This is a genomic window from Kribbella pittospori (assembly GCF_004331465.1).
Taxonomy (GTDB): Bacteria; Actinomycetota; Actinomycetes; order Propionibacteriales; family Kribbellaceae; genus Kribbella; species Kribbella pittospori.
Genome location: NZ_SJKB01000036.1, coordinates 1 through 17,929 on the forward strand (window position 1 = coordinate 1; position 17,929 = coordinate 17,929).

Sequence of the window (17,929 nt, forward strand, 5' to 3'; positions counted from 1 at the left end):
GCCTTCCATCCGGCAGTTCCAGCCCTGGAACAAGTACTGCATCGTCACACTCATCTCGCCGAAAGCGCCACCGATGAGCTCCTGCAACTTGCGCGCATAGACGGGATCGGGTCGCTCGGGCTTGGCCTCGAACTGTAATCGCTTCGTATGACGGAACATGGCGACTCCCTTGTCGACTTCTGACAACCGGTCACCGCGGTCCCTGACTGGACCCACGTCCGGCCGATCGGCCCTCGGTACCCCGCGAAGCACCGTCGATGCCTACCTTCCGCCCCCCGACTTTCGACCGCCCGGAGCCGATGTGTTCCGGTCGGACGTGCTCGCGACCAGTGGCCTGGACGACGTAAGCGTGGTGGCCGGGTTCTCGAGCGGGCTCAGGAGCTGATGGCCAACGCGGTCGGGGCCGATCACGCGTTCTTCTCCACGTGCGGCAGCTCGCTGTCGGTGAAGAGTGCGACGATGGCGGCCGCCACGACTCCGTCGCCGGACGGGACCTGCAGGGTGACCTGATCGAACCGATCCGGCGGAAGCAGAGCGCCGATCTGGTGTCGACGACGAGCCCGAACGTGCCGCTCTACGCCGCGATGGACCGATGGCGGCGGCAGATGGTGCTGCACGGTGAGCAGCTGCTCGGGTCTGCGCTGAAGCTGGCCCCGGACAACCCGTGGCGAGATCGACAACCTGCCAGGGCTCCGGGTCTGCGAGCAACGGCTGCTCGCCGAAGAGGCCTCGCACGACCTCGATCGCCTGCAGATCATGATCGACACTCTGGACGCGGGCATCTCGGGGTTCCAGGCCGCCGACTGGTTGCGGTCGGAGCGGGCGATCAACATCGGGCTGTCCGACCACCGCCGGATCCTGGCCCAGTTCACCTTCGCCCGACCAGCACCGCGCGGATCGGCCGGTGTCGGCCCTGGCCGATCTCACCCGGACCTAGTTGCCCGCGCCGAAGTCCGTCGTGCTGCCGGATCCGGGCGAGCTCGAGCACGAGCAGGTGATGCTGCCGCGGGAGGCGTTCTTCGCCGCGCAGGAGGCCGTGCCGGCGGGAGCGGCTGCCGGGCGGATCGCGGCCGAGCAGATCACGCCGTACCCGCCGGGGATCCCGGCGATGCTGCCGGGGGAGCGGATCAGCGAGGGTGCGGTCGACTATCTGCGGTCGGGTGTCGAGGCCACGATGGTCATTCCGGACGCGGCCGATGCCACGGTCCGGACCATCCGGGTGGTCCGGGAGATCTGAATGCGCTGCTGGTCAAGGGAGTGGGGGGCCGCCGGTGGCGCCGGGGGTGCCGAAGGCGTCAGGGTCTGGGCTGCAACGGCTCAGGTCGCGCGCGGTGAGCAGACCAGGTGCGCGACCGCCGGCTCGTCATCACGGCCGAGTACGGCGTTCAGTCCTGGGTCCGGCTGTGCCGGGGAGTTTGCGGGTGTCGATGAGTTGCTGGGCGACGTCACGGAGCTTGGTGTTGGTGTCCTGGGAGTACCGTCTGAGGATCGCGAACGCGCGGTCGCCGTCGAGGTCGTAGCGTTCCATCAGAATCCCCATCGCCTGGCCGACCAACTTGCGGGCGTCGACGGCTCGCGTCATGGTCTGCTCGCGGCGCGCCGTCGCGAGCGCGACCGACGCGTGCCGGGCGAGGATGTGTGCGATCGCCTCGTCGTCGGCTCCGAACGCGTCCGGATCAGGGCTGTAGAGCCCGAGCACACCCACGGACTGTCCATTGGCGCCGACGGCGAGGGGTACGTCCAGCACGCTGCGGACGCCGAGACCGGCGACCTTCACGGCCCAGTCCGGCCAGCGGTTGTCCGAGGTGGTGTCGCGAATCAGCACGATGGTCCGGTCACGCAGCGACTCGACCAGCGGCCCGGCCTGGGAGTCGATCTGCAGGTTGTAGACGTCGGCTACGACCTGATCGGTCACGGCGGCGATCTCGGGCCTGGAGCCCCGGGTGTGGAGGGCGACGCCGGCGTAGGTGCAGTTCAACGCCTGGAGTGCGAACTGGACGACAGCCTCAACGGTCTCCTCAACGCTCTCGGCCTCATGCAACTCGACGGCCAGCCGCGCGAACGTTGCTGCGGTCTCCCCGTCAGCAGGCTGAATCGCCTGCCGGTAGGTTTCCCGCGGTGACTCGGCGTCGGCACCCCGGCGTACTCTGTGATCCATATCCCACATCATCCCTCACGGCAGCCCGGCTCCGCCTCAGACGCCGGGCCGACCGGTCGCCGGACTCCTTGCCACGGAGAACCCGGACTCTGCGCGCTCACGTGGACATGCGGGGTCGGCGATCGGGCGAAGTCTTTGGCCCTGACCACCATCCGCCTGAGTTCGAGCAACTCGTCGACGTTGCAGGCTTGATGCAGGCAACAGGTCCTGTTTCGTCGCCAGAGGTTTCGCGGTGGCTCGGAGGGGCACTGCGCTGGGAGCGGCGCTCGATGAGCCCGCTTCCGCACTTGAGACGCCAGGTGCTTTCGCTGAATCCAGTCAAGGAGCACCACACGCATGTCTACTCACTCTGAGACCAACGCCAACCACGCGATCCGTTCCGACCGCCGTAGCGGCACCGACACCAAGCCGGCCTTCAAGACCACCGAACTGGTCGCCTACGTGCTGGCCGTACTGGGCGTCCTGATCGCCTCCGCGGTCGTCGACGACGGCGTGTTCGGGGCGAAGGAGGCGTGGTTCTACGTCACGTTGCTGACGATCGGCTACATGGTCAGCCGTGGCCTAGCCAAGGCCGGCAGTCGCGATTCCTCCGACGACCGGTAGATGCACTCCGCAACAATCGAGTACCGCCCTGCGCAGGGGTCAGGGCGGTACTCGTGTTCATCACAGCTCGACAAGGTGAACCATGGTGACAGTGAAGCGGCGCTGGAGGCGATGATGACTCTGCGCAAACTGCTCGCAACCGCCGCGGTGGTCGGTGCCGCCGTCGGCGCGAAGATCGGTATCGACAGGCTGCGGCATTCCAGCCGCGCCGAGAGCACGGTCGCGGATCTGCGCCGCCGGGGCCGTCATTGGGTCGGCCAGGCGAAGGGCTTCACCTACCACGCGCTGCGGCGCCATCCGGACGTCAACGTGGACGACGCGACGCTGGCCGACCGTGTGCGCTCCAGCATCGGACCACTGGAGAAGCGACTGCACGTGCCGCACGTGCTCGTCACGGTCGAGAACGGCACCGTGATCCTGCACGGCGAAATCCCCAACAGCGAGGCGGAAACCGAGATCGTCAACGCCATCGACGGCATCGCCGGGGTCCACGAGGTCCGGTCACACCTCACGTCCGCCTGACACCACCACGAGACTGCTCGTTCGTGCGAGGCCGCCGGCGTTGAAAACCAGCACGCCGGCCGCTGCACCGTGCAGCCCGCCTAGTACTCCAGCCGTAATTCGTGATCTGGCGGTTTGGGGTCGAGGCGGCGGCTCGACGACTCGGGGTCGTGGACGAGCTGCCCTGGACTTGCCGTAGGAGCGGGGATGGGCATTCCGTCCCCGGGGGGAGAGACTGAACATCCCAATACCCAGAGGAAGAGGCTCGACCATGGGTACGCAAGGCGACTCGACGAGTACCGCGCGTGGGATGTGGCTCTGGCCGGTGGGGGTTCTCGTCGGCTTCCCGATCGGGGGGTATATCGCAGACCTCGTCGTTGACGGAGTCGATTCCGTGGGGGCGGCGCTCGCAGCCGGCCTCATCGCGGGCGCAGTCATCGGAGCAGCAGAATGGTTCGCGTTACGGCGGTGGATCTCGTGGCTCTGGATCCCGGCGACGAGCGCGGGACTGGCGCTGGGCTTGGCGACGGGAGCGGCTCTGGTCGATTACGGGATCGATCGAGGAGACGTTGTCATCATCGGTGCCGCGACCGGTGTCGGTGTAGGAGTGCTGCAGGCGCTGGTGCTCGCACAACGCCGGATCCCTGGCGCATTCTGGTGGGCGGTTGCGAACCCGCCCGCCTGGGCGCTTGGCTGGTTCGTGACGTCGTACGTGATCACGACAAACGTCGATGAGCGATTCCCGAACTTCGGTGCGAGCGGAGCGATCGTGTTCGGGCTGCTGACCTGGCTGGTCCTGGCGGTGCTGTTCCGGGCAGCGACACCCGAGGTCCCGGGGCCGGCAGCCAGGTGAACGTGGAACGCGCCGCAGGCGCGCTCCTCATCCTGCTGCCGCTCGCGTTCAACGCGTCCTTCTTCCTGCTCGCGCGACGTTTCGACTACCCGGACATCCTGCGCAGTCCAACCGAGGACATCCTGAGGCGCTTCCAGGCGGGCGGGGCGAGTCTCAAGCTGCTCTGGTACGGCTTCATGCTGACGGCCGTCCTGCTCGCGCCGCTTGCCGTCCTCCTGGGACAGGTGCTCGCCCGCGACGACCTCGCCGTTGTGCCCACGGCGACCGTGGTGGGTGTCCTCGCGGCCGTCGTGCAGTTCCTCGGGCTTGCACGCTGGCCGTTCCTCGTTCCGCACCTGGCACGCACGTACGCCGATCCGGCGTCGAGCCAGGCGACGCGCGAGGCGACAGCGGTTGCCTTCGAGTCGTTCCACCGCTACCTCGGGATCGGAATCGGGGAATGTCTCGGCTATCTCTTTACAGGCGCGTGGACGATGCTCGTCGGGGTGGCGATGGTCCAGTCGTCCGCGTTCGAGGCGTGGCTCGCTTGGCCGGGGATCATCATCGGACTGTTCCTCGTCGCCGGTTCTGTGGAATTCGTCGGCCGCTTCGAGGAGCAGGGTTGGAAGCTTGCGGGCGCGATAGTCCCGATCACCTACATCGCCTGGTCGCTATGGCTCGTCCTCTCGGGGCTGGTGCTTCTGGTCACGTAGACAGCACTGGATCGCTCCATCTGGCCGTCGAGGATGGACGGCCGGCCCAGAGAGGAGCGGTGCGCCCGCCGAACCGTCATTCATCACGAACTACGGCTGCCGTACTAGTGTCCAGCTCGCCGCGCTTGGTGTGAGCTCCTAGTCGCGTTGTCCTGTCCCCGGGTTACGGGCCGGAGACTAGGTCAACGGCACTGTGGATAGACCGGTGCTGCGCCAGCCAGGCAGCCAACCGAACGTCACGAGCGGTACCTCGCTCGGGAAATCCATCGTGTCCAGCGAGGCCACCACGGCATCCAAGTCGGCGTACCGGCCCAGCGGTGGCAGTCCGGCGCGCACGTTGCGAATCATCGCCAATCCGACGGCCTGCGTGGAGATGCGTCGAGTCCACTGCAGGGACTCCACCTCGACGCCGGCGATACTGCCTGCCAGCCCGTTGGTGGTCATGACGTTGGAGAGTGCTCCAGCGGCGTCGCCGTCTGGCGCCAGGGAGAACGGCTCGACCGTCCTGCTGCGACCCATCAACGCCATCGTCATGAAGGCGGTTTCGTACCACTTGAACTGCGACTCATTCTGAGCGTCGCAGTACCACAATGAGTGGGACCGCCCCTCCCATCCATGGTAACCGCGCGGCAGGCGCAGGCTGATCTCGGTGATCTCTACAACGTCGAATGGCCCTGGGGAACCACCCCACAACTGATACGAGTCGATGTTGTCAGACCTGAAGGTGAGCTGCGCGCCGTTGAGCATGATCGTCCAGCCCGATGGCATTGTCTCAACCTTGGCCGAGGGTGCGATCTCCTCAGCTCGGCCAGTACCGCGGCCTGGACCTCTGAATCAGGCCAGCACCACTCGTCCGAAGTTCAAGCCGGCGCTGCTTCGCGGTGGCCGCCGCCCTGGCGGCAGCGTCGCTCTCGACCTTCTCGCGGACAGCTTGCTGGTTCGCCAGCTCAAGCGCGGCCACCCCGCCGCGTCTCTGGCCACGTTCTAACTCGCGCTGGAGTCGACGGACAACATCTGCGGCCGCCGGCCGGGCCCCGGAGGCTTCTGATCATCTCGTCGACGAGCGCCGCAAATGCCGGCGGCACATCATCTAGCAGCGGAGGGCCTGGTGAAGGTGGGCATCCTGTAGCGCGGCCTGGTCGCCGTCGAACGGCCTGCGTCCAACGATCAGCTCGTACGCCATCACGCCCAGCGAGTAGACGTCGGTCGCTGGCGTCGCGGTCTCCACCCGCCACCGCTCCGGCGCAGCGTACTCATGTGTCTGCCACCCCTTGAACGTCGTCGTCGCAGTGACGGCATCGACGTACCGCGCGATCCCGAAGTCTGCAACCGACCAGGCCCCGGCCAACAGGAGAACGTTCTCGGGCTTTAGATCCCGATGAACCACCTTGTCCGACAGTGCCTCGAGGGCGCCGGCGACGTCGAGAAGGACGCCGATCGTCTCGGCGAGGCCCAGTGTCCTTCGCGAGGATGAAACGATAGCCCGATGCCTGATTACACACGGTTTGTGGCCGCACATCTCGACGGGGTACTTCGACTCTGCACCGACGAAGGCTGGCCGTCGTCCCCGCGGACCCGGCGCGTGCTACGAGAGTGCTGACGGCCCCGGCGTGACCACGGTCGTCGCGCTTGATCACGGGGCCGTCATGGGGTTCGCTGAGCTCTTCAGCGATGGAGAACTACAGGCGTACCTCGCCAACATGGTGGTCGACGAGACTCGCCGCGGCGAGGGGATCGGCCGTGCCATGGTCAACGAGGCTCTGCGCCTTGCCGGGAGCGAAGAGATCTCCTCAGTCAGGACGATGCCACCGACTTCTACCGGACATTCCCTCACTTCGAGAAGGACGGCTTCCGCCTCTACCCGTTCTATCAAGACAGCACAGAAGCAAGCTGACCGCGAACCACGGAACCGCAGTGGTGACTGGGTCTGGAGCGGCGATCAAGGCGCGGCGCACCCAGCTACTCCCGGCTCATGAACTCCCGTTCCTGCCAGTTGCCCACGGGAGTTCGTTGCGAACGGACCCGCCTGTGCCGAGCCTTTGGAGCTGACAGACTAATGGCATTGGCGAGCACGAGCTCAGTTCTTTTGGGAGGACCGGAGTGGTGGTGCGGAGCGGATGATCGAGGTCTCGAGGATCGTGGCGGCCACGCCGGAGACCGTTTTCGGGTTCCTCGTCCGGCCGGACAACCATCACCTCCTCGATACGAGCGGGATGGTCCAGGGGTCGGCGGACCATGTCACGCTCACCGAACTCGGACAGGTGTTCACGATGAACATGCACAACGCGTTCAAGGGCGACCACACCGTCGAGAATCACGTGGTGGTATTCGAGCCCCACCGGGCGATCGGGTGGGCACCGGCCTCGCCGGGGAATCCTCCGGCCGGACATGTCTGGTTGTGGCGGATGGCTCCGGCTGGATCCGGCTCCCTGGTGACGCATGTCTACGACTGGCGGAAGTTCACCCACCTCGACATGATCGACAAGCTGCCCGTCATCGGACCCGACGGCCTACAGGAATCCCTCGACCGCCTCGCTCTCGCGGTTTCGGGCTGAACCAGGCAACTCGCGTCACTCCAACGCCCGCCGGTACCCGTCGACCTGACCGCCAGGTAGGTGTGGCAGTCTTCAGAAAGGCCGACGACGTGAGGCCCCGTCGTGGGGCCAACTGGGATCAAACAGCGTTGCCAAAAGGTCAGATGAGGTCGAGACCGGCTGCGACCCTGTCACCGGTCGCGAGCTGCACCTGACAGGGACGATCCCGGCCGGGCCCGAGGCAGCGGAAGGTCGCAGGGCAGGCTCGGACTACTCCCGGCCCATCAACTCCCGCGCCTGCCAGTTGACCATCGGAAGTTGTGTGTCCCACGGCTCGACGATTCGCCTGCCCAAAGCGTAGTACTGCATCAGCGGCAGGCTCGGACCATCTTGCCAGGCGATCTGCCATCGCGACCTCGAGTTGGGTGCCGTGCTGACCGGGTTCCAGCGGGCGCTGACCGTCGTACCGGACTTGACGCTCAACTGGTGGGCGAACCTGGCGACGAATCGGCCGCTCCGGCGAAGGTTGTCCGAGCGGAAGAAGGAGTTGCTCATCGACGAGATCCCGTCGTCTGCGACACGAGTACCACGGCCGACTGTCCGACCCACTCGTGACATCGCGACTGTGCGCCGCTCCTCTCGCCGACACAAACCGGCCAAACGGTCCAGCACGGACTGACGACCGGGGGACCACACCGAGGGCGATCGGAACGCGTACGCACCAGAGGCCGTACGGGCCAGGACGAGACCGACCGCGCCGCAGAGCATGGGTACGACGTTGTGTAGGAAGGGCACCTGCAACCGTCCGAGCAGCATGGTGCCCGGAGTGAGGGCGGGTGAAGGTCGGTCAGATTGGCACCTCGCCGAGGATTGGGTAACGAGGCGGCGGGTATCGGGTGGACAGGGTTCAAAGGGCAGCCTCAGGAACACCGGGTCGCGCGGAGCGCCCGGCGCGAACGAGAGGCTCCCATGGCCGACGCCAAATCCGTCCGCCCCTCGACCTCGGTACGGGTGGGCCATCCGGTGGGCGCGCCCGTGATCGATCGGAACAGGTTGCAGGACTCCACCGGCACTCCGACATCTGGCCCGGGGGTCGACGCTCCGCTCGGCGCCGAACGTCTGGACGCCGGGCCGCTCGATGCCGCGACGCTCCAGTCGCTGTTCTCGAGCACTGTTCCCGGCACGGTTGGGTTCGAGGAGGAGCTCTTGGTGGTGCACCGGGGGAGCTGGCTGCCGGCCGATGCCGCCGCCGTGGTGGCCGAGATCGGTGACCCACGGGTCAAGCCGGAGCTACCGGCGTGCCAGCTCGAGATCGCGACCTCCGTCCACCGGGACGTGGCGGTCGCCGTCGACGAGCTGCGCACACACCGAGCACTGCTCGCCGCCGCCTGCGGTCCCGACCTGGCCGTGATAGCCGCTCCCGTCCATCCTCTCCTCGACGGACCCACCGCGCTGTTGTCCACGGCGCGGGCCGCCGATCTCGGTGCCCGCTATCGGCAGGTCATCGAGCGGCAGTTGGTGTCCTCGCTGCAGGTGCACCTGGCCTTCGGCAATGCCGACTGCACGTTAGGCGTCTACCACGCGCTGCGGGATCTTCTCCCGGAGCTGGCCGCGCTGGGGGGTGCTGCCCCATTCGCCGCCGGACGGGACACGGGCCTGTGCTCAGTGCGTCCAGTGATCGCCTCCGAGCTGCCCCGCCAGGGCATACCCCCGATCATTGCCTCCTGGGAACAGCTCGCCGGGGACCTCGCCTGGTTGGTCCGAGGGGGCGCGGTCTCCGACACGTCAGAGTGGTGGTGGGAGCTGCGACCGCACCTGCGCTACGGCACACTCGAGTTGCGGGTCCTCGACGTACAGCCGACCGTGGATGGGACTAGCGCGGTGGCAAGGCTCGTGCACGCGCTCGCCGCCCGGTTCGCAGAGCTTCACCACCTCGGCGAGCTCCAACCGCCGGCGCCGACGTGGAGGATTGCGGAGAACCGGTGGGCCGCGCTCCGTGACGGCGTCCGCGGCGAACTCCTCGACCTGCGCACCGGCGAGGCCCGACCCGCCCGCCGCTGCCTCCACGACCTGATCGATGCCGCTGAGTCCTACGCACCCGACGGCCTGGACGACGTACGAGCGATGGTGGAGAACCCAGTGGTGGAGCACCTCCGAGCGCTCGGTCCCGAACGGGTCATGCCCTGGCTCGCGGAGGTGTTCACCGAATGAAGCTGCTGACCCTTCCGGGCGTCTTCGCTCCCATCTCCGACTCGTGGATGCTGGCCCACGCCATCCGTCAGGAGGCCATCGGGCCAGGCTCGCGGGTGCTCGACGTCTGTACTGGGAGCGGTGTCCTCGCACTCACCTCGGCGGCGTGCGGCGCGGCCACTACCGCGACCGACGTCTCCCGGCGAGCGCTACTGACCGTCAAGCTCAACGCGCTCCGGTGCGGCCTCCGCATCCGGACGCTGAGGGGCCGGACGTTCGCACCTGTGGCCGGGGAGCGGTTCGACCTGATCGTGAGCAACCCGCCGTACGTGCCCTCGCCCCGACCCGACGTGCCCCGCCGTGGAGCGTGCCGGGCATGGGAAGCGGGCCACGACGGGCGGATCGTCCTCGACGCACTGTGCGACAAGGCCCCCGCCCACCTGCGCCCTGGTGGGGTCCTTCTGCTCGTACATTCGTCTCTCATCGATACCGACGCGACCCTGGATCGGCTGCAACGAGCCGGCCTGGTCGACGTGGAAGTGCGAGCGCGTGAGCGGGGTCCGCTAGGCCCCCTCATGCGAAGCCAGCAAGCCGCAGGGACGATCGCCTCCGACGTCGACGAGGAAGACGTGGTAATCATCCGTGCCAGGCAATGGGCATCCTGATGGACTGATCAGGCGTTCGCGGTCCTGAGGCGCTACTCCCAAGACACCAACCCAAACTGCGCGACGTCGCCCACCAGTTGGTCGATACCCGCGAACTGCCTCACTGACAGCGCTCGCGGCCGGGCGCTGACGACCGTCTATCACGTCCTGGACGCTCCGGCGACTGCGAAACAAAGGGTGGCGACCAGCATCCACCCCAGACGATCGCGCCGAGTGCGTGCACGAGTCCTGGCCGATCAGTCGTCGTACAGCTGTCGCGCCCGTCGGCCGGCGTGGAGTTCGTCGGCGTCGCGGACGCCGCGCAGGGCCAGATAGACGGGAACAGGCGAGACGGCAACGATGGCGCCGGCGATCAGCAGCGTGACCCGGCTGCCAACCAGCTCGCCGAGGACACCGCCCAGCGTTGCCCCGAGCGGAAACAGGCCCACGATGAGGAAGCGCATCGTCGCGTTCACCCGGCCGAGAAGCTGCGGCGGACAGAAGCGCTGCCGGAGGCTCAGACTGCTGATCGCATACACGATCTGACCGAACTCCCCTGCCGCGGTGCCGACCGCGACGAGGACCACGGACCAACCGGGTTGTGCGAGGGGCGTCAGCAAGGCGAGGGGACCGGTTGTGGCCAAAGCCAACCAGACGATGCGGGCCGATCCGAACCGGCGAGCGAGCAGGGGCGTCAGCGCCGCGCCCGCCATGGCCGTCACAGATCCTGCCGCGAGCAGCAAGCCGATCAGCCGAGGCGACAGCAGGAGCGTCCGCACGAGAAAGATGAAGGAGACCGAGGCCGCTGTCGCGAAGGCGAGATTGCCTGTGGCGCTGGTGAGAGCGATCGCTCGCAGACTCGGTGACCGTGCCACGAATACCAGGCCTTCCTTGATCTGCGTGCGCCATCGTGGGGGCTCTGGCGATTGGTCCGGTGCAAGCTCCGGTGTCCGGATCGCGACCAGTGATCCTGCGGAGAGTGCAGAGGTCATTGCTTGTACGAGTACGACGTTCACGGCGCCGGCTGTCGCGACGAGCCAGCCACCAATGCCGGGGCCTAGGACCTGGCCCGACGCCCGTACTGTCTCGATCGCCGCGTTACCTGTCAGCAGCCGGTCGTTGCCGATGATCGAGGGGAGGTAGCTCTGGTAGCCGACGTCGAAGAAGACGCGGGTGACCCCGACAAGGAAGGAGACCATGATCAGTTGAGTCATCGTCAGCAGGCCGAACACGGCCGAGAGGGGAAGCGTCGCGAGGGCGACGGCACGAACGAGTTCGCTGCCGATCAGCACAGGGCGACGCCGGCGGCGGTCGATCCATGCACCGGCCGGCAGCCCCACGAGCGTGAAGGCGATGGTCCCGGCGGCCGTCACCAGGCCGAGTGCCGTCGGCGACGCGTCGAGGACGAGTACTGCGAGAAGTGGCACGGCGACACCGCTGACCTGGGCGCCGAGCTGACTTGTGGTCTGGCCGATGAGCAGTAGCCGAAAGTCGAGCTGCCGCCATCTCTGGCTGTCAGACACGCGAACCTCCGTGGAGCCGGGTGGGTGGACAACCCCACCCCGTCACTCCGAAGGCGTCGCTAGGGGTGGGGCACGTTACCTGCTTCGCAGTGCGGGGTCAATTTCGCGGTACCGACCGTTCCCGGCGAGGCTCCGAAGGTGGCCTGGTTGGGTGTGGATGTCGGCACTACCAACCTGAAGGTGCCGGAATCCGGATCGAGAGCCCTGGTCCGTGCCGACTCCGTCTGGCATCGTCGACCCGCAAGCCGCCCGACGCCACTGGCCGGCTGGATGGTGCGCAGGGGACTGGCGTCCGGTGGGCGAGAATTCGCCGTCCTGCCGGGCAGTACGACGGCCACAGCAGGCGCAGTCTTGACGGTGGCCGCGGTGGTGACCGGTCGCGCGACGGAACCCTTGCCGGCCCGGCCGATCGGGATTGACCCCCAGGTGTGGGATGGCCATGTCTGGAATCGATTCCATAGGATGTAGGCCCCGCTGGGCGAGGCGTTCGATCAACTCGATGTTCTCGATCGTCGGTTCGCCGCCGTGGTTGCCGACGCCATAGCAGACCATCAGCGGTTCCGTTGTCACCGGCAACTGCTGAAGCGCCTTGATGACGTGGCCGGAGATCTCGCCGCCGGCGGAGCAGTACTCGTGCGGGATCCGGTAGGCCAGCACGCGCGACCCGTCCGCAGCCCACCAGAACTTCTGGCCGGGCAGCTCACGCTCGTGCTGCCGGGGATGTTGCAGTCGGGCTCGACCCGCCAGCCGCCGACGATCTCGATCCAGCCGTCGGCGACCCGTTTGCGGATCCGCTCGAACAGGTCGTGGTCGTGCTCGGCGATCCAGGTGAGGTAGGCGACCGAGTCGGCCGCGCTGTGTCATGGGTGCTCTTCGGTGTCGAATGCCCAGCGGTCGACGAGTTCGCTGACCAGGTGCAGGGCGAGGACGTGCATCTCCTGGATCCGGGCGGTCTCTCCGGCCGGTACGACGAGGGCAAAGTCGCCGCTGCCGCGAGCTCTTGCCGCGCGTGGAGGCGAAGCAACCGAGCAGGCGCCCTTCGCCCGGGCCGCCGCCAGGCCGTTGACCCCGGCGGGCGACGTACCGGAGGTGCTGATCCGACCACGATGTCTTCCGGACGGGCCAGCGCGCTCACCCGCCGCGCGAACACGTCGTCGTAGGCGTAGTCGCTGGCGATACAGCTGACCACCGCCGCGTCACCGATGAGGGCGACAGCGGGGAGTGGTCGGTGGGTTCGGGTACGGCGCGAACCCGGTGGCGAAGCCGGAACACGTGCTGTAGTTGGAAGACGGCATCGACGCGACGGGAGCGTAGTCGCGGGTTCGTCGCTCGCATCGTGTGACGGGTCGGTGGCATCAGGCAATCTGTTCAGGAGGTGCCATGAAACGACAAGGGCCGCCGGCACGCATCGGCATGCGGTGGACGGCGTTTCGGGTGTGGGCACTGGTGTCGCGTGAGAATCGGTGTGCTGGATGTCGGATCGAATTCGGCCCAGCTGCAGGTCGTGGAGGCGTCACCCGGTGCGCCGCCGCTGCCGACGCATGCGGTGAAGCACGCCACGCTGCTCGGTGAGGCGATTCAGCCGGACGGTTCGATCACGCAGGAGGGCGTCGACCGGGTCATCGAGGCGGTTCGCGACACTGTGGCCGCAGCGCGATCGCTGCAGGTGGATCGGCTGTTCGCGTTCGCGACGTCGGCGGTGCGTGATGCCTCGAATCGCGCGGAGATCGCGGCGCGGTTGCGGGACGAGGCGGGGATTCAGCCGAGGTTCCTGACGGGCGAGGACGAGGCTCGGCTGACGTACCTGGCGGTCCGCCGCTGGTACGGCTGGTCGGCCGGGCGGTTGCTGGTGCTGGACATCGGTGGTGGTTCGATGGAGATCGCCCTCGGTCGCGACGCGCAGCCTGAGCTGGCTGTGTCGCTTCCCCTAGGCGCGGGCCGGCTGACCAGGGCCTTCTTGCCCGACGATCCGCCGAACAAGCGACAGTTGCGTGAGCTGCGCCGGCACAGCCGGTCAACGCTGCGGGAGGTCTCGGACCGGCTCCGGTGGGAGGGCGATCCGAAGAGAGTGATCGCCAGTTCGAAGACTTTCAAGCAACTGGCTCGGCTGAGCGGTGCTCCGCCACAACGGACCGGACCGTTCGTACAGCGCCGCCTGCGTCGCTCCGATGTAGCGGCGTGGATCCCCCGGTTGGCGAAGGTGCCGGCGGCCGAGCGAGGTCGACTCCGCGGTATCTCCGAGGCTCGTGCCCGGCAGGTCGTCGCCGGGGCCATCGTCGCGCACGCTGTGATGACGACGCTCGACATCACGTCGGTGGACGTGTCGCCGTGGGCACTGCGGGAAGGCATCATCTTGCACCACCTCGAGACTGTCATGCATCAGGAGCAGCCGCTCACGCTCGATTCTCTGCAGCCCGTCGAGGTGCTCGAGCCCACCGTCACACAGCCGGCCAACGTCACCGTGATGCCGGTCCCGTCCGCCTGATCCGGACGACGCCGAACCCCCACCGGCTGCGACTGGATCACACCCGAGGAGATATGGTGATGAGCACCTCTCCTGTTCCGCCGGTCCCACCGGTCGTGCCTGGAGGCAGTCCTGACGAGCCCGGCGTCACGACGGCGGCCCGGTGACGACAGCCCGCTGGAGCAGCCGGTCCCGGAACCCGATCCCGACGAAGACCCGGACGAGCAACGCCCGCGAGAGTAGGCATCGGCCGTTTCACGGGGCGATCTTTGGTTGGCAGTGGGGACACCAGGTGGTGCCCCTGCTGCCAACGCGGCCGTGGGAGAGCGCGGTGCCGCAGCGCGGACAGGCTCCCGAGGCTTCGCCGCGACGGCCGGTGAGCCAAGTCTTGCGCGGTGGCACGCGCCCTTGTTCGATTGACTTCCGTAACACGGTGCGCATCCTGGCGTGGAGGCGGGTGAAGTCGTGGCCGTGCAGATCGGCGCACGATCGGCGGGGATGGATGTAGGCGCGCCAGAGGATCTCGTCGGCCAGGAGATTGCCGAGGCCCGCGATCACCGACTGGTCCACGAGCGCCGGTTTGACCTGTCGGCGCAGCCCACTCAGTCGGTCCGTGAGCTCAGAGGCCGACAGGTCTGCCGCATCCGGACCGAGTTCGGCGAGTACACGCCGTACAGCGTTCTCATCGCGCGCGAAGCCGAGTCCGTGGAGCTTACGCATGTCGCGGTAGCGCAGTTCGCCGTCGCCGAAACCGAAGACGATCCGGTCGTGGCGGTGTGGGCTGGTTGCCCAGTGCAATGATCCGGTCATGCCGAAGTGGAGGAGAACGGCGGGAGCGGTGCCGTCGTCATGATCAGGCGAGCCTGTCACCGGAACGAAGAGCCGCTTGCCGTGCCGCCACGGCTGCCCGAACTCCCGTCCCCGCAGTACACCACGTAGCCGCCGGACACCGATGCCCTGGAGGACGCCGGCGTCGAGCACGTCGACGTACTGGACCGGACGCCCGACCGCGTGATCGGCGAGCACCCGGCGAAAACCTTCTACATCCGGCAACTCCGGCACCCTTGCGCTGTACCCCGCCGCACCCCGCGGCAACCGGCGATGCCGCCTGAATCCTCCGGATTATTCGTCGGCGAACAAGTCCCGACAGATCTTGGTGACTCCCTGACTGCTCCCCTCCCCGGGACGAAATGGCGAACCTACGAATGCAGAGTGCCGGTCCGGGCACCGGCTGGGTACTCGAAGCATCGTGAACTGTGAGAGTGAGCGAGGTGTTCGGTGATGACGACCGCGCGTGAGTTGATGACGGCCGGTGCCGAGTGTGTCGGTGAGAACGAGAGCCTGGTCGAGGCCGCCCGCAAGATGCGGGAACTGGATGTCGGCGCCTTGCCGATCTGCGGCGAGGACAACCGGTTGCAGGGGGATGCTGACCGATCGTGACATCGTGGTGAAGTGCATTGCGGACGGTGGTGATCCAGCAGCAGCGAACGCTGGGCAGTTCGCCCAGGGGAAGCCGGTGACGATCGGTGCCGACGACAGCGCCGAGGAGGCGATGCAGACGATGAGCGAGCATCAGGTACGGCGTTTGCCGGTGATCGATGGCCATGACTTGGTCGGCATGCTGGCCTTGGCCGATGTCGCCCGCAGCCTCGGCAAGTCGGATACCGGTGACGTCGTCCAGGATGTCTCTCGACCCTGACGATCGGTCCGTCGGGTCCGGCGAGCGTCTCGAGGCCAAGATCAGCAAGCAGCTGGACGACCGCAACGCCTCCACATCGACTGGTGCTCGGCCATCAGCCGTCGATGCCGTACAGACGGCGTATCTGGCGAGGTGGCGAAGAACGTGCTTGCGACGACGGCTGGGCGCGCCAGGACGACGCGACGCGAATGACTTGCGGTGGTCGTCTTGGCCGGCCGCAGTGGTGGCCTGTCTTGCTGTTGCTGTGTGCTGCGGATGTCTTGGTGACGTTGGACGGTACGGTGGTGACGGTCGCTCTACCGGCAATTGCGCGTGATCTCGGGACCTCGCAGGCCGACCTGCAGTGGGTGGTCGCGGCCTATACCCTGACTCTCGGGGCGTTCCTGCTGGTCGGTGGACGGCCGGTGATCTGTTCGGTGGGCGCCGGGTGCTGGTCGCCGGTCTGATCGTGTTCGCGCTGGCGTCCGGGGTTGCCGGGTTCGCGCACAGTACAGCGCTTCTGTTGTCGGTCCGTGCCGTGCGCTCGGTTATCTCTCGGCGGCCATGGATATCAGCATGGTGGCCGGCCTGGTCCTCGGCGGGCTCCTCGCTGCGACTGTGAGCTGGCCAGGGTGCTTCTTCATCGTCGTACCGATCGGCCTCGTCGCGGCCGGGCTCGCTCCAGCAGTGCTGCCCACGAGCAGGGATCAGACCGCACCTCGACTCGACCTGCTCGGAGCGGCGCTGGCTGCGGCCGGATTCGGGACGTTGGCGTTCGGGATCTCACGGTTCGACCAGCTCGGTGTGACCGCGATTCCGGTGCTCCTGGGTGCGGTCGCTCTGCTGGTCGGGTTCGTCGCCGTCGAGCGTCGTACGGCGGCTCCGGTGGTCAGGCTGGGGATCTTCCGGCATCGCGCCCTCACCGGTGCGAACCTGGCGCTGGTCGCCAACGCCGGTGGGTTCGGCAGCATGCTGTTCATCACAACGCTCTACCTGCAACAAGTGCTCGGGTACTCCGCTCTGCAGACCGGACTCGCCTTCGTCCCGCTCGCCGTGTCGGCCTGCGCCGGAGGATTGGCCGCAACACGGATCGTCGCGGTGGCAGGTCCACGCCGAACGCCGGGTTGAGCATGGTCACGTCGGCCGCGGCGTTCGTCCTCCTGTCCCGTGCTCCCGCGGACAACGGCTATGCGACACATCTGCTGCCGGCCTTCGTGATCGCCGGCTTTACCTTCGCCGCGGCCTTCGTACCGCTCACGGCGCAGGGGATGAGCGGGATTCGTGACGGCGAACGTGGGCTCGCCTCTGGAATCCTGCAGACCTCGACCCATCTGGGTGGCGCCATCGTGCTGACTGCACTGGCGACGGTGGCGACCGCGCGAACCCATGCCGCTGACGGGGGGTCCAGCCGCCTTCATTTCAGGCTCGTCCCTGGCCTTCCTCATCGGCGCCCTGATCCTTGTGGTCGGCGCCGCCAGTGCTGCCCGGACTCTGCCCACAGCCGTCGTCCAGTATGGCTGAGCCTGCACGTGGCAACCCATCCGCCCGTTCTGTGAGGTGGGTGCAGAATGACGGGATGGCTGTTGTCGAGGAGTCGGCGGGCGAGGCTGCAACGATTGCGGAACAGATTGCTGGTCTGGCTCGGGAGAAGGGTTTGACGGTCGCGGTCGCTGAGTCTTTGACGAGCGGTGGGATCGCGTCCCGCTTGGGTGCGGCTCCGGAGGCAAGTTCCTGGTTCACCGGCGGCGTGGTGGCGTACGCGTCGGAGGTCAAGTTCACGGTGCTAGGCGTTGAGCCGGGACCTGTCGTGACGGCGCAGTGCGCTGCTCAGATGGCTCGTGGTGTTGCCCGCTTGACGGGTGCTGATCTCGCCGTGGCAGTGACGGGAGTTGGTGGCCCGGGTCCGGACGAAGGCCAGCCCGCCGGAACAGTGTTTCTCGCCGTCAGTTCGGGCTCGGAAGAGCAAGTCGCCCAGCATCGGTTCGATGGCGCTCCACCGCGGGTAGTGGAACTCGCAACCATCGCCGCTCTCCAGGCGCTGTCGACCGTGCTGGTGACGATCTGAATGGCGACGTGGGTGACATACCTC

Annotated in this window: 24 protein-coding genes and 1 pseudogene; 16 read left to right on the forward strand and 9 right to left on the reverse strand. The window is 67.3% G+C overall.

Annotated features, from left to right (window positions below; all coding sequences use genetic code 11):
• Together E0H73_RS44390 and E0H73_RS46880 are read right to left on the reverse strand one after the other, a co-directional pair.
• The coding region (locus tag E0H73_RS44390; RefSeq protein ID WP_202867910.1) for a manganese catalase family protein at window positions 1-159 on the reverse strand (159 nt) is incomplete at its 3' end.
• 248 nt (window positions 160-407) lie between these two features.
• Window positions 408-617: a hypothetical protein gene (locus E0H73_RS46880; protein ID WP_202867911.1), complete on the reverse strand. Its 210-nt coding sequence runs from the start codon at window positions 615-617 to the stop codon at window positions 408-410.
• A gap of 320 nt (window positions 618-937) precedes the next feature.
• On the opposite strand from E0H73_RS46880, the gene E0H73_RS46885 reads away from it, so the two are divergent.
• Window positions 938-1,237, forward strand: a complete 300-nt coding sequence (locus E0H73_RS46885; protein WP_202867912.1) for an Orn/Lys/Arg family decarboxylase — start codon at window positions 938-940, stop codon at window positions 1,235-1,237.
• 129 nt (window positions 1,238-1,366) lie between these two features.
• Here the strand turns inward: E0H73_RS46885 and E0H73_RS44400 are convergent, their stop codons facing one another.
• The gene (locus E0H73_RS44400) at window positions 1,367-2,158 is read right to left on the reverse strand and encodes a GAF and ANTAR domain-containing protein (RefSeq protein ID WP_131367188.1); all 792 of its coding nucleotides are present in this window, start codon (window positions 2,156-2,158) and stop codon (window positions 1,367-1,369) included.
• 336 nt (window positions 2,159-2,494) lie between these two features.
• On the opposite strand from E0H73_RS44400, the gene E0H73_RS44405 reads away from it, so the two are divergent.
• From E0H73_RS44405 to E0H73_RS44420, 4 genes are all read left to right on the forward strand, one after another.
• Window positions 2,495-2,761 carry a hypothetical protein gene (locus E0H73_RS44405; RefSeq protein WP_131367190.1) on the forward strand — a complete coding sequence of 89 codons (267 nt, stop codon included), beginning with the start codon at window positions 2,495-2,497 and terminating at the stop codon, window positions 2,759-2,761.
• A gap of 75 nt (window positions 2,762-2,836) precedes the next feature.
• Entirely contained in the window at window positions 2,837-3,283 is a 447-nt protein-coding gene (locus tag E0H73_RS44410) for a BON domain-containing protein (protein WP_165556158.1), read from the forward strand.
• A gap of 250 nt (window positions 3,284-3,533) precedes the next feature.
• On the forward strand, window positions 3,534-4,115 hold the full coding sequence (locus E0H73_RS44415) for a hypothetical protein (protein ID WP_131367194.1): 582 nt from the start codon (window positions 3,534-3,536) through the stop codon (window positions 4,113-4,115).
• Between the two features lie 2 nt (window positions 4,116-4,117).
• Window positions 4,118-4,807, forward strand: coding sequence for a DUF4386 domain-containing protein (locus E0H73_RS44420; protein WP_238164676.1), 690 nt, complete (start codon window positions 4,118-4,120; stop codon window positions 4,805-4,807).
• 177 nt (window positions 4,808-4,984) lie between these two features.
• On the opposite strand, the gene E0H73_RS44425 is transcribed toward E0H73_RS44420, so the two are convergent.
• Together E0H73_RS44425 and E0H73_RS44430 are read right to left on the reverse strand one after the other, a co-directional pair.
• Complete coding sequence (locus tag E0H73_RS44425) at window positions 4,985-5,575, reverse strand: hypothetical protein (RefSeq protein ID WP_131367198.1); 591 nt, start codon at window positions 5,573-5,575, stop codon at window positions 4,985-4,987.
• 322 nt (window positions 5,576-5,897) lie between these two features.
• The gene (locus tag E0H73_RS44430; protein WP_131367200.1) at window positions 5,898-6,326 is read right to left on the reverse strand and encodes a protein kinase domain-containing protein; all 429 of its coding nucleotides are present in this window, start codon (window positions 6,324-6,326) and stop codon (window positions 5,898-5,900) included.
• A gap of 91 nt (window positions 6,327-6,417) precedes the next feature.
• On the opposite strand from E0H73_RS44430, the gene E0H73_RS48595 reads away from it, so the two are divergent.
• Together E0H73_RS48595 and E0H73_RS44440 are read left to right on the forward strand one after the other, a co-directional pair.
• Complete coding sequence (locus tag E0H73_RS48595; RefSeq protein WP_131367202.1) at window positions 6,418-6,783, forward strand: GNAT family N-acetyltransferase; 366 nt, start codon at window positions 6,418-6,420, stop codon at window positions 6,781-6,783.
• A gap of 141 nt (window positions 6,784-6,924) precedes the next feature.
• The gene (locus E0H73_RS44440) at window positions 6,925-7,362 is read left to right on the forward strand and encodes an SRPBCC family protein (protein ID WP_131367205.1); all 438 of its coding nucleotides are present in this window, start codon (window positions 6,925-6,927) and stop codon (window positions 7,360-7,362) included.
• A gap of 249 nt (window positions 7,363-7,611) precedes the next feature.
• On the opposite strand, the gene E0H73_RS44445 is transcribed toward E0H73_RS44440, so the two are convergent.
• The gene (locus tag E0H73_RS44445) at window positions 7,612-7,896 is read right to left on the reverse strand and encodes a hypothetical protein (RefSeq protein ID WP_131367207.1); all 285 of its coding nucleotides are present in this window, start codon (window positions 7,894-7,896) and stop codon (window positions 7,612-7,614) included.
• A gap of 414 nt (window positions 7,897-8,310) precedes the next feature.
• Between E0H73_RS44445 and E0H73_RS44450 the strand changes: the two genes are divergently transcribed.
• Both E0H73_RS44450 and E0H73_RS44455 read left to right on the forward strand, forming a co-directional pair.
• Window positions 8,311-9,552 (forward strand): carboxylate-amine ligase, encoded by a 1,242-nt coding sequence (locus tag E0H73_RS44450; RefSeq protein ID WP_131367209.1) that lies wholly within the window; start codon window positions 8,311-8,313, stop codon window positions 9,550-9,552.
• A complete protein-coding gene (locus E0H73_RS44455; protein WP_131367211.1) occupies window positions 9,549-10,196 on the forward strand; it encodes a HemK2/MTQ2 family protein methyltransferase in 648 nt (215 codons plus the stop codon). Before E0H73_RS44450 ends, E0H73_RS44455 begins: the two co-directional genes overlap by 4 nt.
• Before the next feature lie 236 nt (window positions 10,197-10,432).
• Here E0H73_RS44455 and E0H73_RS44460 read toward each other — a convergent pair whose 3' ends face one another.
• Together E0H73_RS44460 and E0H73_RS44465 are read right to left on the reverse strand one after the other, a co-directional pair.
• Complete coding sequence (locus tag E0H73_RS44460) at window positions 10,433-11,698, reverse strand: MFS transporter (RefSeq protein WP_131367213.1); 1,266 nt, start codon at window positions 11,696-11,698, stop codon at window positions 10,433-10,435.
• Between the two features lie 566 nt (window positions 11,699-12,264).
• Entirely contained in the window at window positions 12,265-12,522 is a 258-nt protein-coding gene (locus tag E0H73_RS44465; protein ID WP_131367247.1) for a glycoside hydrolase family 38 N-terminal domain-containing protein, read from the reverse strand.
• Between the two features lie 629 nt (window positions 12,523-13,151).
• Here E0H73_RS44465 and E0H73_RS44475 point away from each other — a divergent pair.
• Window positions 13,152-14,183, forward strand: a complete 1,032-nt coding sequence (locus tag E0H73_RS44475) for a Ppx/GppA phosphatase family protein (protein ID WP_131367215.1) — start codon at window positions 13,152-13,154, stop codon at window positions 14,181-14,183.
• 234 nt (window positions 14,184-14,417) lie between these two features.
• Here E0H73_RS44475 and E0H73_RS44480 read toward each other — a convergent pair whose 3' ends face one another.
• Window positions 14,418-15,224 carry an Fpg/Nei family DNA glycosylase gene (locus tag E0H73_RS44480; RefSeq protein ID WP_131367217.1) on the reverse strand — a complete coding sequence of 269 codons (807 nt, stop codon included), beginning with the start codon at window positions 15,222-15,224 and terminating at the stop codon, window positions 14,418-14,420.
• 219 nt (window positions 15,225-15,443) lie between these two features.
• Here E0H73_RS44480 and E0H73_RS47750 point away from each other — a divergent pair, with 219 nt between their 5' ends.
• The 6 genes and pseudogenes from E0H73_RS47750 to E0H73_RS44505 all read left to right on the forward strand — a co-directional run bounded on the left by E0H73_RS47750 (window position 15,444) and on the right by E0H73_RS44505 (window position 17,905).
• Window positions 15,444-15,602 carry a CBS domain-containing protein gene (locus tag E0H73_RS47750; protein ID WP_238164677.1) on the forward strand — a complete coding sequence of 53 codons (159 nt, stop codon included), beginning with the start codon at window positions 15,444-15,446 and terminating at the stop codon, window positions 15,600-15,602.
• Window positions 15,586-15,861: a CBS domain-containing protein gene (locus E0H73_RS44485; RefSeq protein WP_238164678.1), complete on the forward strand. Its 276-nt coding sequence runs from the start codon at window positions 15,586-15,588 to the stop codon at window positions 15,859-15,861. Before E0H73_RS47750 ends, E0H73_RS44485 begins: the two co-directional genes overlap by 17 nt.
• 263 nt (window positions 15,862-16,124) lie before the next feature.
• Window positions 16,125-16,307, forward strand: coding sequence for a hypothetical protein (locus E0H73_RS44490; RefSeq protein ID WP_131367219.1), 183 nt, complete (start codon window positions 16,125-16,127; stop codon window positions 16,305-16,307).
• An 82-nt stretch (window positions 16,308-16,389) separates the two neighbouring features.
• Window positions 16,390-16,968, forward strand: a pseudogene (locus tag E0H73_RS44495) (MFS transporter); the annotation flags it as partial.
• Window positions 16,969-16,970: 2 nt separating this feature from the next.
• Window positions 16,971-17,396, forward strand: coding sequence for an MFS transporter (locus tag E0H73_RS44500; RefSeq protein ID WP_131367223.1), 426 nt, complete (start codon window positions 16,971-16,973; stop codon window positions 17,394-17,396).
• A 20-nt stretch (window positions 17,397-17,416) separates the two neighbouring features.
• Complete coding sequence (locus E0H73_RS44505; protein ID WP_131367225.1) at window positions 17,417-17,905, forward strand: CinA family protein; 489 nt, start codon at window positions 17,417-17,419, stop codon at window positions 17,903-17,905.
• Window positions 17,906-17,929 lie beyond the last annotated feature (24 nt).